Origin of the sequence: Pseudomonas sp. GM30 (assembly GCF_000282275.2) — a bacterium.
Classification (GTDB): Bacteria; Pseudomonadota; Gammaproteobacteria; order Pseudomonadales; family Pseudomonadaceae; genus Aquipseudomonas.
Genome location: NZ_AKJP02000022.1, coordinates 147,148 through 164,028 on the forward strand (window position 1 = coordinate 147,148; position 16,881 = coordinate 164,028).

Here is a 16,881-nt window from a genome sequence, read left to right on the forward strand (position 1 = left end):
CAGACCAGGCAACACAAAACCCACAGATATAAAAAAGCCCCGGCATCTCACGACACCGGGGCTTTCTCATTCAACCACTACTCAGGCCAGTTCAAGCTCGGCATTTGCAGCAGTCGCAGGCACCACCGCTTGCCCGCTCAACGCGAGGTCCAGCAGCTCACGGTTGGCAACGGCATACATGGCGTAGTCAGTGCCGCTCGCAGCACGGATTTCCACCAGCATGGCGCGCCAGCGCTCGATCATGCTTTCGTGCTGTGCCATCCACAGCGCCAGGCGTGCTTCCACGTCCAGCGTGCCGTCGCCCTGTTGCAGGACGGAGATGGTGATCGCACGTTGCTGCCAGTCCACATCGTCGCGGAACGCTTCACGGGCCAGGGCCTGCCAGTTGTTTTCAACCGGCAGCGCGCTGATCTGTTGCAGGTACCAGGTGATGTCCAGCGCACTGCCGACGGCGAAGTAGGCCTTGGCCACTTCGGCCGGATCCTGGCCAGTGACGTCGGACGCTTCAATGATCGGCAGCAGGGTGTACAGGTGCGAGGTACCCGCCACCATACGTGCCAGCAACTCCGGCACACCGGCCGCGACGTAAGCCTGATAACGCGCCTGCCAGTTTTCACGGATTTCGCCGCTCAGCAGTTCGTCCAGCTTCAGACCCAGCTCCTTGAGGTGCGGACCGAAGTGCGCCACATCACGGGCAGCGTTCTGCTCGTTGCGACGGGCACGCAGGAACCAGCGTGTGGCACGGCGGCCCAGACGCATCAGCTCGTCCATCAGCTCCAGTTGCACGTCAGCGGAGACCTGATAGTCCAGCGCTTCGATCTGACGGAACCAGTGCGGGAGGTGGAAGATGTCACGCACGATCACGTAGGCGCCAGCCACGTTCGCCGGGCTCATGCCGGTCGACTCTTTGAGTCGCTGAACGAAGGTGATGCCCATGTGGTTGACCAGATCGTTGGCGATCTGGGTGCTGACGATCTCGCGCTTCAGACGGTGACGACGCATGGCTTCGGAGAACTTGCTGACCAGGGTCGGCGGGAACGCCGTTTCCATGTCGCGGGTCAGGTAGTCGTCGTCCGGCACCAGCGAGTTCAGCAGCTGTTCCTTGAGGTCGATCTTGCTGTACGAGATCAGCACCGACAGCTCGGGGCGGGTCAGGCCATGGCCTGCCGCAACGCGCTCGTTGATCTGCTCTTCGGTCGGCAGGAACTCGATGGCACGGTCCAGCTTGCCACGGCCTTCCAGATCGCTCATCAGACGCTTGTACTCGGCAATGCGCTCGTAGGCACGACGCGCCGCCAGGGACAGAGCCTGAGTCTGCTTGTAGTTGTTGCCCAGCACCAGACCACCGACTTCGTCGGTCATGCTCGCCAGCAACTGGTTGCGTTGCTTGTCGGTCATGTCGCCGGCCTGAACCACTTCGTTCAGCAGGATCTTGATGTTCACTTCGTGGTCGGAGCAGTCCACGCCACCGGCGTTGTCGATGAAGTCGGTGTTGGAACCGCCGCCATTGAGGCCGAATTCCACACGACCCAGCTGGGTCATGCCGAGGTTACCGCCCTCGCCCACGACTTTGCAGCGCAGCTCGTTGCCGTTCACGCGCAGTGCATCGTTGGCCTTGTCGCCCACGTCGGCATGGCTTTCGGTGCTGGCTTTCACGTAAGTACCGATACCGCCGTTCCACAGCAGATCCACCGGTGCCTTGAGCAAGGCGTTCAGCAGTTCGGTCGGGGTCAGCTTGTCGGCCTTGATGTCGAAGCGTTCTTTCATCTGCGGCGAGATGGCGATGCTCTTCGCGCTGCGCGAGAAGATGCCGCCGCCTTCGGACATGATGCTGGTGTCGTAGTCGGTCCAGGCCGAACGCGGCAGGTCGAACATGCGCTGACGCTCGACGAAGCTGGTGGCCGGGTTCGGGTTCGGATCGATGAAGATGTGCATGTGGTTGAACGCGGCAACCAGTTGCAGCTTGTCGGACATCAACAGGCCGTTACCGAATACGTCACCGGCCATGTCACCGACGCCGACCACGGTGATGCTGTCTTCCTGGACATTGATGCCGCGCTCGCGGAAGTGGCGCTGTACGCCGACCCACGCACCCTTGGCGGTGATGCCCATTTTCTTATGGTCGTAACCGGCGGAACCACCGGAGGCGAACGCGTCGCCCAGCCAGAAGCCGTAGTCGATGGCGATGCCGTTGGCGATGTCGGAGAAGGTCGCAGTGCCCTTGTCCGCGGCCACCACCAGGTACGGGTCATCGTCGTCATGCCGCACGACGTTGGCCGGCGGCACCAGCGCGCCGTCTTTCAGGTTGTCGGTGATGTCCAGCAGACCGGAAATGAAGATGCGGTAGCAGGCGATGCCCTCGGCCGCGATCTCGTCACGGCTGCCGCCCAGTGGCAGGCGACGCGGCAGGAAGCCGCCCTTCGCGCCCACCGGCACGATGACCGAGTTCTTCACTTGCTGGGCTTTTACCAGGCCGAGGACTTCGGTACGGAAGTCTTCTTCACGGTCGGACCAGCGCAGACCACCGCGCGCAACGTTGCCGAAGCGCAGGTGCACGCCTTCGACACGTGGCGAGTAAACGAAGATTTCGAACTTCGGTACCGGCTTCGGCAGCTCAGGGATCGCGTGCGGGTTGAACTTGAAGCTGAAGTACGACTTGTTCTGGCCGTTGGCATCAGTCTGATAGAAGTTGGTACGCAGGGTGGCTTTGATCAGGTCCAGATAACGACGCAGGATGCGGTCTTCGTTGAGCACCTGAACGTCGTCCAGTGCGGTCAGAATCGCCTGTTCCAGACGCTGTTGCTTGTCTTCCAGATCATCGCTGCCCAGCTTGCGCGCCAGGTAGAAACGGGTCTTGAACAACCGGGTCAGCTCGCGAGCGATGTCGGTGTGGTTGTTCAGGGTGCTGGCGATGTAACCCAGGTCGAAGCCCAGACGGATCTGCTTCAGGTAACGGGCGTAAGCACGCAGCAGCGCCACGTCGCGCCATGGCAGACCGGCGGTCAGCACCAGACGGTTGAACGCATCGTTCTCGGCGTCGCCACGGACGATGTGGACGAACGCATCCTGCAGGGTGTCGTTGAGCTGCTGGATGTCGAGGTCCAGACCTTCGGCGGCAGTGAACGCGAAGTCGTGGATCCAGAACTCGCGGCCATTGGTGTGACGCAGACGGTACGGGAACTCACCCAGCACGCGCAGGCCGAGGTTTTCCAGAATCGGCAAGACGTCGGACAGCGCCAGCGGGGTGTCGGCGTGGTACAGCTTGCAATGCAGCTCGCGTTGGCCGGAAACCTGGCCCAGCGGCTGATAGAAACTCATCACCAGCGGATTTTTTTCGTTCAGGCTCAGCAGGTGCTGCATGTCGACCACGGCCGAATGCGCCGCGAAACGCTCGCGGTAACCCGCCGGGAAGCCTTTCGGGAAGTCTGCCAGCACGTTGGTGCCGTGGGCTTCGCCGAAGCTTTCGACGGTCAGGGCGGCGTAGTCGTCCTGCCAGCTGCGGCAAGCCTGTACCACTTCTTTTTCCAGCAGCAACGGGTCGATGTCGAGGCGGTTCTTCGGATCGACACGCAGGATCAGCTGTACGCGAGCCAGCACGGACTCGGAGAAGAAGGTCCAGAACTCGCAGTCGGTGGCCTTCAGACGCTCCATCAGAACTTGCTGGATCTTCTGGCGCACTTCGGTGGAATAGATGTCGCGCGGCACGTAGGCCAGGCAGTAGCAGAAACGACCGTACGGGTCTTTGCGCAGGAACACGCGGATCTTGTTGCGTTCCTGGATCTGCACGATCGACATCACGGTGCTGAACAGTTCGTCGACCGGGGTCTGGAACAGGTCGTCACGCGGCAGCACTTCGAGGACCTGCGCCAGTTCCTTGCCCAGGTGAGCCTTGGACTGGAAGCCGGAGCGGCGTTCGATTTCTTCGACCTTGCGACGGATGAACGGAATGACCCGCACGCTCTCGCCATACACCGAGGAGGTGTACAGGCCCATGAAGCGGTGTTCCTTGATGACGTTGCCGTCGGCGTCGATTTCACGGATCGACACGTAATCCGGGTAGGCCGGACGGTGTACGCGGCTCGGGTGCGCAGCCTTGGCGAACGACAACAGGGTCGGTTCGCGCAGGTAGTTCACCGCGTAATCTTCGATGTGACGGTCTTCGTTGGTCAGACCGGTGCGCAGCAGTTTGGTCAGGCCAAGGAAGGAATTCTGGTCGTATTCGATATGGCCGCCATCGGCCTGATCGACAACAGTGAACTCTTCGTAGCCGAGGAAGGTGAAGTGGTTGCCCACCAGCCATTCCAGGAAGCTCTTGATTTCGGTCTTTTCATCGGCATCGACGGCGAATGCGCTGTTATCGAGCTTGGTGAGGATCTCCTGCACCTTGGCCTTCATCGGCTCGAAATCAGCGACCGCGACGCGCACTTCACCGAGCACCTGCTCCAGCTCTTTGCTCAGCACATTCAGTTCGGCCGCGTTGGCGCAGCGGTCGATTTCCAGGTACATCAGCGATTCGTGCAGAACGCCTTCGCCGGTGCTGCCCTTGGGCAGGATTTCCAGCAGCTCGCCCTTGCTGCCACGACGTACGCTGAGCACGGTGGTCTGCAGGGTGTGGATGCTGTAGCCGCGACGGTTCAGCTCGGTGCGGACCGAGTCGACCAGAAATGGCAGGTCGTGGTGCAGGACTTCGACCGCGGTGTGGGTCGACTGCCAGCCATGACGCTCGTAATCAGGGTTGTAGACGCGCACTTGCGGTTGCGCGTGATCGAAGCGCTCAAGCAGGCGCCACGCGGAAAGAGTACAGCCAGCGAGGTCGGAGAGGCGACGTTGGGTCAGCTCGTCCAGGGAAATGATGCCGAAGAATTGTTCAGCGAACAGCGCCACTTGTGGCAGTGCCTGTTCACTGATGTGCTGCGCCAGTGCCGCTTGCAGTTGGTGCTGGAAGTCGGCTTTGCTGGCTGCGGTGAAGAACGCCATCTGTGGTACTCCGCTTAAGCTTGTTATTGATGGAAAGCGTCGCGTGCAACACCCCTTGCGGGGCTTGTGTCGCCCTGTTCCTGATTCTCGGGCAGAGGAAACAGGGTGACAGGTGGGTGAAGCTGGACGAGACACTCAGGTCACATTCACCTTCCATTGAATGGGCATCTGCAAAAACGACTGTCGGGGCTGCCGACAATGTCTTTACGGGTGCTCATCCGTTGCGCAGCTTAATGGGTGCGACAATGTGTCTGCTTGCGGTGCTGCGACATATTCGGTCATTGGCACGTAAACCAAGGCTTTGGCAACGGTAAACACTAGCATTTATGGCGCAGAACGGCGGCTCGAATGCCCGTATTTACGGTACATCTGTGCCAGAAGTGACCATTGATCTGTGTCGCGTTCACGACACATCCTCTGACACTCTCACATGCAGAAATTCCCGAGGGCTGGCAGAATCGCGCCCAATTGCGACCAACACGCCCGCCGAGGCAGGAATTCCCGATGCAAATGACCACCGCCCTACTGATCGTCAACCCGTGCGACGACGAAGAAGACAACATGGCCATGCTCTGCTGCCATAGCGACAAGGGCGATATGTTTCTGATGAGCCGCTATCCCGATGAGGATGAGCTGGAGATCACCCTGGATGGCGAGCCTTCGACGCTGGATGGCGTGAAAGTCACCCTGAGCAAGACGCTGCTGAAGATTGAAATTGCGGCGGCGGATGCCGATGCGCTGAATGGGGATGATGTGCTGGAGATTACCTTCAACCCGGATATGGTGGATCTGGATGAGGTTGAGGAGACCCTGAAGAATATTCTGGACGGGACTGGCACCTACATTAGCCAGATTTGATCTTGTCTGAACTGGCGCCTTCGCGAGCAAGCTCGCTCCCACAATGAACAGTATTTTCCTGACAGAACGCGGTCACTGTGGGAGCGAGCTTGCTCGCGAAGGCGTCCGAAAGAACACTGCACCTCCTGCGTCCTACAAAATTCCAACAAATCCCCCGGTCATTTCCCGCACTTTGCGCAAAATGCCGTTAGTCGCCACCCCCCTCGATGGATTAAAGTAACGCCCCCAGCCCCGGCGTTATCCGAACGCCTGGGGCCACCCTTTCCAGGAACAGTCACCGATGGAACATCGTGAAGCGCTGCTGGCGCTGCGAACCTTTCTTTCAACGCAGATTCTCGGCCAGGAAAAACTCATCGAGCGCTTGCTCATCGCCCTGCTCGCCGACGGCCATATGCTGGTCGAGGGCGCTCCGGGTCTGGCCAAGACCAAAGCGATCAAAGAACTCGCCGAGGGCATCGAAGCCCAGTTCCATCGCATCCAGTTCACCCCGGACCTGCTGCCGGCCGACATCACCGGCACCGAGATCTATCGCCCGGAAACCGGCAGTTTCGTATTCCAGCAAGGGCCGATCTTCCACAACCTGGTGCTGGCGGACGAAATCAACCGCGCGCCGGCCAAGGTGCAATCGGCGCTGCTCGAAGCCATGGCCGAGCGCCAGGTCAGCGTCGGCCGCAGCACCTACGAACTGTCGCCGCTGTTTCTGGTGATGGCCACGCAGAACCCGATCGAGCAGGAAGGCACCTACCCGCTGCCCGAAGCGCAGCTCGACCGCTTTCTGATGCACGTTAAAATCGGCTTCCCGGATGCCGCCGTCGAACGCCGGATCCTCCAGCAGGCCCGGGGCGAAGCGCTCAACGGCGAAACCAAGCCTGAACGCCGGGTCAGCCAGCAGGCGATCTTCGCCGCACGCAAGGAAATCCTCGGTCTGTACATGGCCGACGCCGTGGAGGAATACCTGGTGCAACTGGTCATGGCCACGCGCACCCCGGCCAAGTTCGACCCGGAGATGGCCGAGTGGATCGCCTATGGCGCCAGTCCACGTGGCTCGATCGCCCTCGACCGCTGCGCCCGTGCCCACGCGTGGCTGGCCGGGCGCGACTTCGTCAGCCCGGAAGACATTCAGGCGGTGCTGTTCGACGTGTTGCGTCACCGCATCATTCTGTCGTTTGAAGCCGAAGCCGCCGGCATCGATCAGGATCGGGTGGTGCAGCGGATTCTCGACGTCGTAGCTGTCGCTTGACCCCCATGAACGTCCCCCTGCCGTCCGAACCGGGCATCCGCATCAGCCTCACCGACCTGATCGAGATGCGCCACCGTGTGCGCGAAGTGCAGCTGTTTTCCACGCCGAGCCAGCGCAGCCCGCTGATCGGCCTGCATCACTCGAAATTCCGCGGGCGCGGCGTCGACTTCGATCAGGTGCGGGTCTACCAGGCCGGCGACGACGTGCGCACCATCGACTGGCGCGTCACCGCGCGCACCCAAGAGCCGCACACCAAGCTGTTCCATGAGGAACGCGAGCGACCGATTTTCATCATGGTCGAGCAAAGCACCCGGCTGTTTTTCGGTTCCGGGCTGATGTTCAAGTCGGTGCTGGCGGCGCAAGCGGCGGCGCTGATCGGCTGGGCCGCACTGGGCCACAACGACCGCGTGGGCGGGCTGGTGTTCGGCGATAACGAGCACTACGAAATCAAACCGCGCCGCAGCAAGCAGAGCCTGCTGCAATTGCTCAACCGTCTGGTGAAGGTCAATCAATCGCTGCACAGCGAACGCGAACCGGACCGCGATGCCCTTGGCGCAGCGCTGCGTCGGGCGCGTGAGGTGCTGCGCCCGGGCAGTCTGGTGATCGTGATCTGCGACGAGCGCGCGCTGTCCGACAGCGCCGAGCAGCAATTGAGTCTGCTATCGCGCCATTGCGACCTGCTGATGCTGCCGCTGTCCGATCCACTGGACCACGCCCTGCCCGCCGCCGGGCTTTTGCGGTTCGCCGAACGTGGCGCGCAACTGGAACTCGACACGCTTAATTTCGATCTGCGCCAGACCTATCGCGCTCAGGCCGAAGCCCGTATCGCCCGTTGGGAATTGCTCGCGCAGAAACTACGGGTGCTGCTGATGCCGCTGAGCACGCAAAGTGAAATGGTCGAGCAGATGCGCGAGTTCCTCAATCCGCAGCGCCCGGGGAGCAGTCGATGAACGGCCTCGAGCAACTGCAACCGCTGATTTCGCCACCGCCGATCGACTTCTGGCCACCGGCACCGGGATGGTGGCTGCTGCTGTTGTTGCTGCCGTTGCTGGGCTTCGCCGTGTGGCGTTTGCGCCGGTTCATTCCGACCAGGAAACGCCCGATCGTGCGCGCCGAACAACCTCTCGACCCCGTACGCATCGCCGCGCTGGCCGAACTGGCACAAATGCCCAAACCCTACGATGGCGCACCGGCGGGGGCCTGGCTGCAGCAGCTCAACGGTCTGCTCAAACGCCTGTGCCGCAACCACTACCCCTACAGCCAGAGCCACACGCTCAATGGCCGCAAATGGCTGGCATTTCTCGACAACCGTTGCCCGGCCGCCGGCCTGACACGCTGGATGGTGCTGGTCGAAGGCGCCTACAAACCGGAATGCAAACTCGATGACAAAGCCATCGCCGGCCTGACCCAAGCCGTCGACACCTGGATTCGCAAGCATGTTTGAGTTCGCCTGGCCGTGGATCTTCGTGCTGCTGCCGCTGCCGTGGCTGATGCGTCTGGTGTTGCCGGTGGCCGACAGCGGCGAGCCGGCGTTGCGCGTGAGTTTTCTCTCAGACCTCGAAGGCCTCGCCCGTCGGCGGGCACGCGCCAACCTGCCGGCGTGGCGCCAGCAAGCGCCGTTCCTGCTGCTGTGGCTGCTATTGCTGAGCGCCGCCGCCCGCCCGCAATGGCTCGGCGAACCGTTGCCGATTGCCGCCAGCGGCCGCGATCTGCTGGTGGCGGTGGACGTGTCCGGCTCGATGGACTTCCCCGACATGCAGTGGCAAGACGAAGACGTCAGTCGCTTGTCGCTGGTCCAGCATCTGCTCGGGGATTTCCTTGAAAGCCGTGATGGCGACCGCGTCGGTCTGATCCTGTTCGGCAGTCAGGCCTATCTGCAGGCACCGCTGACGTTTGACCGGCACACCGTGCGCGTCTGGCTCGATGAAGCGCGCATCGGCATTGCCGGCAAGAACACCGCCATCGGCGATGCAATCGGCCTGGCGCTGAAACGCCTGCGCATGCGTCCGGCGCAGAGCCGGGTGTTGATTCTGGTCACAGACGGTGCCAACAACGGCGGCGAAATCGATCCGCTGACCGCAGCAAAACTGGCCGCCAGCGAAGGGGTGAAAATCTACCCAATCGGCATTGGCGCGGACCCGGAAGACAGTGGCAGCACCGGCCTGCTCGGGGTCAATCCGAGCCTGGACCTCGACGAGCCGGCGCTCAAGGCGATTGCCGCAGCCACCGGCGGCCAGTACTTCCGCGCCCGCGACGGCAAAGAGCTGCAAGCGATCAGGGAGACCCTCGACCAGCTCGAACCGGTGACCCAGCAACCGACCCAGGCGCGCCCGGCGCAAGCCCTGTATCAGTGGCCGCTGGCATTGGCCCTGCTGCTGAGCCTGTTGCTGGTCGTCCGCGAATTGTGGCCGGACAACCCGCTGCAACGCCTGTTCACCAAGGAGCTGTATCTGCAAAGTCCGTTGCCTGACTGGCGCGAGCGTCTCAAGCGCCTGCGTCTGCGGAGGCGCCGATGATCGCGCTCTGGCCGCACTGGTTCCGCCCCTGGTGGCTGCTGCTCCTGCCGCTGCTGGGCTGGCTGATCTGGCAACTCTGGCACCGGCAGAAACGTGCTGGACGCTGGCAGATGATTCTGCCGCCGGCGTTCCACGCGACGCTGCTCAGCGGTGGCAGCGGGCGCGACAGCAAGCTGCCGTGGATCGCCCTCGGCGTGGCGTGGTTGCTGACCCTCGTCGCCCTGCTCGGGCCGAGCTGGGAGCGGGTCGAACAGACCAGCCAGAAACCTGCCGACCCGCTGGTGGTGGTGCTGGAACTGACCCCGGAAATGCTCGCCACCGACTCACCGCCAACCCGCCTGGAGCAGGCGCGGCGCAAGCTGTTCGATCTGCTGCAGGCGCGCAGCGATGCGCAGACCGCGATCGTCGTCTATGCCGGCAGCGCGCACACCTTGGTGCCGCTGTCGGATGACTTGGCGACCAGCCGCAATCTGCTCGACGCGCTCAAGCCGTCGCTGATGCCGGAAAGCGGCCATCGCGCTGATCTCGGCGTGAGCAAAGCGCTGGCCCTGCTCAAGCAAGGCGCGCTCGGCCAGGGGCGGATCCTGCTGATCGGCTCCTCGCTCACAGATGAAGAACGCCAAGGCATCCGCCGCGCCCTCGGCGAGCAATCGGCGCAACTGCTGATGCTCGGCATCGGCACCGCTGAAGGCGCGCCGATTGCCCAGGAGGACGGCAGTTTCCTCAAGGACGAACAGGGCGCGATCCGCGTGCCGCAACTCGACAGTCCGAGCCTTGGCGCATTCCTCGCCAGTGTCGGCGGCGAGTACCACAGTGCGCGGCTGGACGAGACCGATTTGCGCGCCCTCGGCCTGCTCGATGGCCCGCGCAGCCTGCGCGACGATGGCCAGACCGTGCGCCTCGACACCTGGGCCGATCAGGGTTACTGGCTGTTGTTGCCGCTATTGCTGCTGGCCGCCTGTGCCGGACGGCGTGGCTGGTTGTTCTGCCTGCCATTGCTGCTGTGCCTGCCGCAGCCGAGCTACGCTTTTGACTTCGAAGACCTGTGGCTGCGCCCCGACCAACAGGGCCTGCACTTGCTCAAGCAGAAACGCCCGGCCGAGGCTGCCGAGCACTTCGAAGATCATCAGTGGCAAGGGGTAGCGTTGTACGAGGCCGGCGATTACAGTGGCGCCGCTCAGCGTTTCGCCGAAGGCAGCGATGCCCACGCCCACTACAATCGTGGCAACGCCCTGGCAAAAAGTGGTGAGCTGGAAGCGGCGATCGATGCCTATGAACAGGCGCTGGAACTGCAACCGGATTTGCGCCCGGCGCTGACCAACAAGGCCCTGGTGGAAAACCTGCTCAAACAGAAGAACACCCCGCCGCCGGTCGAGCCGCAGCCACAACCGGCGCAGCCGAACGTGCCCGGCGATGAACCACCGCCAGCGACCACGCCGCCACCCGCGGTGAAAAGTGACGCCCCGAGCGAGGCTCAGCCCGGCGAGTCGGCCAGCGAACCGCCACCGACCACCCCGCCGCAACCGGGACCCAATGAAGTGCCGGGCAGCGATGAAGCGGAGGAAACCGACACTGTGCCAACGCTGCGTCCGAGCGAAGACAACCTCGAAGGCGAACAACGTCAGGCGCTGGAACAATGGCTGGGCAAGATCCCCGACGATCCGGGCGAACTGCTGCGACGAAAATTCTGGTACGAACAGCAACAACATCAGGATCAGGAAAAAACTCGATGACCCGTTTCACCGCTCTGTTGCTGCCCCTGCTGCTCTGCACGACCACCGCTCAGGCGGCCGAGCTGACGGCCAGCGTGGATCGCAGTCGCCTGAACTCCGGCGAGACGGTCGAACTCACCCTCGAAACCAGCGACGTCACCCAGTTCGGCAAACCCGACCTGACACCGCTGGAGCCGTTGTTCGAGGTGCGCGGCACGCGCCAGGTCAACCAGTTGAACACCCTCAATGGCGACAACCGCGCCACCACGCGCTGGATCATCACCCTGCTGCCGAAAGAGAACGGCAGTGTGGTCATTCCGCCGCTGCAACTGGGCGAGGTGCAGAGCCAGCCGATCACCGTGCAAGTGGTCGAGAGCGACATCCGCGAAGAAAAGAACAACCCGGCCCCGGTGTTCATCGAGGCCAGCCTCGACCAGCCCAGCGTGTATGTGCAGGCTCAGGCGATCCTGACGTTGCGCATCTATCACTCGGTGTCGCTGTACGACGACAGCAGCCTGACCCCGCTGCAGATCGCCGACACGCGCATCGAGCAACTGGGCGATACGCGCACCTACGAAAAAGACATCAACGGTGTGCGCCATGGCGTGATCGAGATGCGCTATGCGATCTATCCGCAGCACAGCGGCTTGCTGCTCATTGCCCCGCAGACGTTCAGCGCCACGCTGGTCGACACCCAGCCGGCCCAGGACGCGACCGTGCAGGGCCCGAAACCGGGCAAGCTGTTGCGGGTCAATTCCGCCGAGATCGCCCTGACGGTCAAACCGAAACCGCTGACCTACCCGGCCGATGCGCCGTGGCTGCCCGCACGCAGCCTGAGCCTGAGCGAAAGCTGGAACCCTGAGCCGGATCATCTTCAGGTCGGCGACTCCCTGACCCGCAGCCTGACGTTGAAAGCCGAAGGCCTGGCCAGTTCGCAGTTGCCGGCCCTGCCCGCCACCGAAGCCAGTGGCCTGCGCCGCTACCCGGATCAACCGGTGCTGAGCAACCAGAGCGGCGAGCGCGGCCTGATCGGCAGCCGGGAAGAACGCGAAGCGCTGGTGCCCAGCCGCAGCGGCGCGATCGAGTTGCCAACGGTGGACGTGATCTGGTGGAACACCTTCGAAGATCATCTGGAACACACCAGCCTGCCGGCGCGCACCCTGCAAGTGGCGACCAACCCGAGCCTGCAGATCGACACCCCGGCCGGCACCCTGCAAGTGAACGCCGTCGATAACGATGTGTTGTGGTGGTGGAAACTCAGCACCCTGATCCTCGCCTGCACCACCCTGCTCGGCTTCGGCCTGTGGTGGCGTGCGCGCTGGCAACCGGCGGTGCACCGCGCCGCGCAAACCGGGCCGAGCCCGCGCACGTTGCTGGACGACATCAAACGGGCGTGCCAGGCCAACGATCCGCAAGCGACCCGGCAGGCACTCGATGCCTGGGCGCGACAGCAGCCGGAGACTTTGGCGGATATGGCGGCGCGGTTTGTGCCGCTGTCGGATGCGCTGGACGGGCTCAACGGCGCGCTGTACAGCGAAACGGGGCAGCATTGGCAGGGTGAGGATTTGTGGCGGGCGATCCGCACGATTCCGGCGGCCGAGCGGGTGCAGGATCCGGTGGGTGACAGCGGGTTGCCGCCGCTCTACCCGAAGTAAAAGCAAAAGATCGCAGCCTGCGGCAGCTCCTACAGGGATCACGTGTAGGAGCTGCCGCAGGCTGCGATCTTTCAGGTGTTGACGGGGTTATGAGGTTTGTTCACTTTCTGCCGCTTCAAGCAATCGCGTCTCACGCATTCCCAAACCACGGGACAGCGCTGTAGCTTCGTAGAAGATTTTGCCGTTGAGTTGGTCGGCGACGGCATCGCTGTCACCGCCGGCCGGGCCACGCCCCCAGGTCACGACCTCGCCGCTGGAGGTTAGCGCGGCGAAGGCATGGGTGTTGCCATAAATGGCGCGGACGTTGATCAATCTGGCCGCAATGGCCTCCGGGATTTCACCACCTCGATCAGCAGCGCCCCAGGCTACAACGGTGCCGTTGGCGCGCAGCGCGGCAAAAGCAACTCCCCCACATACCACCTGGACGATGTCAGTCAATGCTGCAACCGGCGCAGGAATAGCCAGGGCTCCCCATCCCACTACACGCCCACTGCTCAGCAGTGCGACAAATGATGCATAGTGCCCCGTCACCGTCCGGATATCCGTCAGGGCTGCGATCGGTGCAGGGACGTTTCCGCCATATACGCCGTGTCCCCAAGCAACAACGCTGCCATTGCTGCGGCGTGCGGCAAAGGCTCTTTCGGTTGCGCTTAGCTCCACAATGTCTGTAAGTTCCCCAATCCCGGCGGGCACAACTCCCCCATGACCGGTACCGCCCCATGCTACTACCGCACCATTGGCACGCAGGGCGGAAAAAGCATAAGCGGTAGCAACTAGATCGACGATGTCAGTCAATGCCTCGATGGCCGCAGGCAAATTACCTCCGTAGCTTTGGTGTCCCCAAGCCACTACCGAACCATTGGCCCGAAGCGCAGCAAAGGCGTAGAGGTTGCCAACCACTTTGACGACATCCCTCAGCGCAGGTATCGGCTGTGGAAGCGTTGCCCCATTACCCGGGATTCCCCACGCTACCAGACTCCCATCACGACGCAGCGCACAGAACACATAACCGTTACCGCTTACCGCTACGATATCCCGCAAAGGAGTGATGGGTTCCGACACGTCTCCTCCGTATCCTCTCAGACCCCAAGCCACCACCCCACCACCGGCCTGACGTGCTGCAAAGGCATAACCGCAAGCACTCAGCGATATGGCATCGGATATGTCCGGTAACGAATCCCCCAAATTTCCACCACGTTCCGGACTGCCCCATGCCACCAGTGCTCCGCGCTCCGTCCGCGCCGCAAAGGCTGCATAGTTTGCTTCCTGGCCGGAAATAAAATTACCGTTCCCGCACAGGTTCTGCGGATTGATCGTCACCTGATCATCACTGATCCGCACATGCAGCAGCCGATCCGGGCGAGTGTCACGGAACGTCGTACCACTGACCTCGCCCTCCTCGCCGTTATAACGCCACCAGGCCCTGACCGGCTGCCGGGTGGTTGCATCCAGTGCGGTCAACCACGCAGTCCCGCCGCCATAAATCTGGTAATTACCCCGCGAGCGCGCGCCCATCACCAGCAAGCGTCCCGTTCCCAACGAAACACGCACGTCATAAACCGCCACGCGCGAATACTGGCGACCACCGGTCTGACGCACCACGGTGCAATCCAGCGAGATCTCCTGCCCGACGTTGGCCAGCACCACCGACCTCGGAACGGTCACCAGCTTGTCGCGCCCCGCTTCTCCGCTCTCCACGCGAAACGGCACGATGGCCGTACCACCTCCCGGTGTTCCTATCCAGCGGATTTCACCGCTGTCACCGACCCTTAATCCGTACGCAGCGGCGAGACGCAAGGTCGCGCCGACACCTGGCACCGCACTTACATCGATCTGGTCGCCGTGTGAACCATCGATCGTCGGCGGATCAAAATCCAGCAAAGCATTGCCAACGCGTAACGTCAGAGGGAGCGAGTAGCCCAGGGTTTTGTTGTTACGGACAATAAAGTAATCAATGACGATCCGGCGATTGAGGTTGTTGGTCACAAACTGTTTAGGCACCGTGAACGGCACTTCCTTACCCGCCGTTTGCGAGGTAAGACGCAGTGAGCCACTGGTGCTGCCGTTACCGACCGAACCGCGCCACCGATAATGCACTTCGTCGTCGACCTGGGTTTCGAGGTGCGTTGCAATCAATTTACAACCCAAGGGTGGTACCGCATCCGGATCTATCAATGAAGTACCGGATACTGCTTCTAGCACCCGCGGTGACGAGAACAAAGGCAGCGCCTCGCCGACTTGCATGACAAACGGATACGATTCGCGGACGTTGAAAATCGACTCATCGTCGTTGGCAACGGTGTAAAACACCGACACCTGCAAGCCGTCGAAACGCTGGATCTCGGTGCTTATGACATTGCGCAATACCGGCTCGCCATCCGGCACGTCGCCCACCGGCATGGCCTCTTCGTAATGAACGGTACCGCCGCCGGGACGTGTGGCTTCCCAGATCAGTTTCAGCAGATCGCTGGATCGACGTCCGGGATACCACGGACATTCCACCGTCGCCCAACGCAGATCAGGATCAAGATAACCCTCGGGAGCCTCGACAACGGCAGGCGCGGGCAGACGCTCGATGGCCCCGGAGACACTGACACTGGCATTCTTCGATGGCCGGTCCAGAGTCCCTTCGCGTTTCAACAGATAAGAGACACTGGCACGCCCCATGGCGATCGCCCGCACGATCGCATTAGGCACACTGAACGGGACCGCGACCCCCACCCGAACCACCGGCAATTCGGCTGGTTCATAAATCACCGGAGTGCCTTCTGCCGGTATGCCGAACCACTTCAGGGCAATTTTGTCATTGACTTTGAAGGCACTTCCCGCCGTGTTGACAATGACCTCAACGTCCTCCTCGCCCAACTCTTCGAGATCAATGATATCGGTATCAGGATCGGCGGAAATCACAATGGCAGGATCGAGCCGGTTCTGTTTCAGATCGACCAGAATGTAGGTGGTTACCGCCCAAGGTGAACGCTCATCCGGATAATTGCCGCATTCGTCGATGACCTGATAGGTAACCGCAATCCTGGCGCCGTCCCCGGCGTCCTCCAGCGTCTTCGCATCGACCATGACCACCAGCGGGTTGTTCAGCGGGTCGTCAATGTGACGCTGTTCGACCTTCGTGACGAGTTCCTCGGCCCCCCATGTCAAGCGGATGAGGTCGTTCTTGCGCATGAACTCGTAGGGAAGAATGGTGATCGGTATGCCCAGCGCAGCCTCATCCGGGCCGACGCCATCATCAATGATTGCCTGGGGAATGGAATATCGCAGACCTTGATGGCCTGGTTCGCCGATATCACTATCGAAGCCACCGGGCCGATCGAGTTTCACCAATACGCTCAGCAATGGTAGCGAGTCCTCACCCTCACCCCCTCCGGGCCTTGTCACACGATAGAACACCGGATGCGTATCACCGCGCACGATGAAGGATTCGCTGATACTGCCTGTCACCCGGCGATTCAGATCATCCTTGTCAATTGACTTGCTCCACACCGCACTCAGCGAGTTGCCCCAAAAAATCTCGAGATAGTCGGCGACCGCCATGGATAACCATGGATCAATAGAAAATCTCAACCCACCCTCTACGGCTCGCACCGGAACACCATAGTCGTAATCTTCAATAGACGATGTCGCATTGGGCAGGAACAGAGGGAAAAGGGCCATTGGACCTTCAGGATCGTTCCTTTCGTATTCAGTCGTCATGAGCGTTCTCCGCAATGGAATATTGGCTGCTCGACACTGCTTGAAGCCTTCAGGCATCAGCAACTGTCAGATCTGACAGTTGCGACAAACGGGTAAGCCGGTTCGAACGATGAATGTGCCAGACGCGGCGAGACACGCGCACTGGAATTGCTTGATCGCCACAACAAGCCCTCACTCTCCAATAATCTGTAAACTCCCCCCTCTTCAGCCGCCCA

9 protein-coding genes are annotated in these 16,881 nt (G+C 61.8%); 7 read left to right on the forward strand and 2 right to left on the reverse strand.

Annotated elements, in window-relative coordinates; all coding sequences use genetic code 11:
- Positions 1–81: 81 nt before the first annotated feature.
- Positions 82–4,977, reverse strand: coding sequence for an NAD-glutamate dehydrogenase (locus tag PMI25_RS14000; protein WP_007968578.1), 4,896 nt, complete (start codon positions 4,975–4,977; stop codon positions 82–84).
- Between the two features lie 504 nt (positions 4,978–5,481).
- Between PMI25_RS14000 and PMI25_RS14005 the strand changes: the two genes are divergently transcribed.
- The 7 genes from PMI25_RS14005 (at position 5,482) to PMI25_RS14035 (ending at position 12,958) form a co-directional block, all read left to right on the forward strand.
- Entirely contained in the window at positions 5,482–5,835 is a 354-nt protein-coding gene (locus PMI25_RS14005; protein ID WP_007968580.1) for a hypothetical protein, read from the forward strand.
- A gap of 280 nt (positions 5,836–6,115) precedes the next feature.
- Positions 6,116–7,075, forward strand: a complete 960-nt coding sequence (locus PMI25_RS14010) for an AAA family ATPase (protein ID WP_003218556.1) — start codon at positions 6,116–6,118, stop codon at positions 7,073–7,075.
- Positions 7,076–7,080: 5 nt separating this feature from the next.
- Positions 7,081–8,025 (forward strand): DUF58 domain-containing protein, encoded by a 945-nt coding sequence (locus tag PMI25_RS14015; protein ID WP_007968586.1) that lies wholly within the window; start codon positions 7,081–7,083, stop codon positions 8,023–8,025.
- Positions 8,022–8,519 (forward strand): DUF4381 domain-containing protein, encoded by a 498-nt coding sequence (locus PMI25_RS14020; protein ID WP_007968588.1) that lies wholly within the window; start codon positions 8,022–8,024, stop codon positions 8,517–8,519. Before PMI25_RS14015 ends, PMI25_RS14020 begins: the two co-directional genes overlap by 4 nt.
- On the forward strand, positions 8,512–9,591 hold the full coding sequence (locus PMI25_RS14025) for a vWA domain-containing protein (RefSeq protein WP_007968590.1): 1,080 nt from the start codon (positions 8,512–8,514) through the stop codon (positions 9,589–9,591). Before PMI25_RS14020 ends, PMI25_RS14025 begins: the two co-directional genes overlap by 8 nt.
- Positions 9,588–11,324, forward strand: a complete 1,737-nt coding sequence (locus PMI25_RS14030; protein WP_007968592.1) for a tetratricopeptide repeat protein — start codon at positions 9,588–9,590, stop codon at positions 11,322–11,324. Before PMI25_RS14025 ends, PMI25_RS14030 begins: the two co-directional genes overlap by 4 nt.
- A complete protein-coding gene (locus PMI25_RS14035; RefSeq protein WP_007968594.1) occupies positions 11,321–12,958 on the forward strand; it encodes a BatD family protein in 1,638 nt (545 codons plus the stop codon). Before PMI25_RS14030 ends, PMI25_RS14035 begins: the two co-directional genes overlap by 4 nt.
- Before the next feature lie 87 nt (positions 12,959–13,045).
- On the opposite strand, the gene PMI25_RS27715 is transcribed toward PMI25_RS14035, so the two are convergent.
- Positions 13,046–16,666, reverse strand: coding sequence for an RCC1 domain-containing protein (locus tag PMI25_RS27715; protein ID WP_007968596.1), 3,621 nt, complete (start codon positions 16,664–16,666; stop codon positions 13,046–13,048).
- Positions 16,667–16,881 lie beyond the last annotated feature (215 nt).

What these genes read in the sequence shown, in the direction of transcription:
- PMI25_RS14000 (WP_007968578.1), bottom strand. Translation starts at nt 4,977, where the DNA reads ATGGCGTTCTTCACCGCAGCCAGCAAAGCCGACTTCCAGCACCAACTG.
- PMI25_RS14005 (WP_007968580.1), top strand. Translation starts at nt 5,482, where the DNA reads ATGCAAATGACCACCGCCCTACTGATCGTCAACCCGTGCGACGACGAA.
- PMI25_RS14010 (WP_003218556.1), top strand. Translation starts at nt 6,116, where the DNA reads ATGGAACATCGTGAAGCGCTGCTGGCGCTGCGAACCTTTCTTTCAACG.
- PMI25_RS14015 (WP_007968586.1), top strand. Translation starts at nt 7,081, where the DNA reads ATGAACGTCCCCCTGCCGTCCGAACCGGGCATCCGCATCAGCCTCACC.
- PMI25_RS14020 (WP_007968588.1), top strand. Translation starts at nt 8,022, where the DNA reads ATGAACGGCCTCGAGCAACTGCAACCGCTGATTTCGCCACCGCCGATC.
- PMI25_RS14025 (WP_007968590.1), top strand. Translation starts at nt 8,512, where the DNA reads ATGTTTGAGTTCGCCTGGCCGTGGATCTTCGTGCTGCTGCCGCTGCCG.
- PMI25_RS14030 (WP_007968592.1), top strand. Translation starts at nt 9,588, where the DNA reads ATGATCGCGCTCTGGCCGCACTGGTTCCGCCCCTGGTGGCTGCTGCTC.
- PMI25_RS14035 (WP_007968594.1), top strand. Translation starts at nt 11,321, where the DNA reads ATGACCCGTTTCACCGCTCTGTTGCTGCCCCTGCTGCTCTGCACGACC.
- PMI25_RS27715 (WP_007968596.1), bottom strand. Translation starts at nt 16,666, where the DNA reads ATGACGACTGAATACGAAAGGAACGATCCTGAAGGTCCAATGGCCCTT.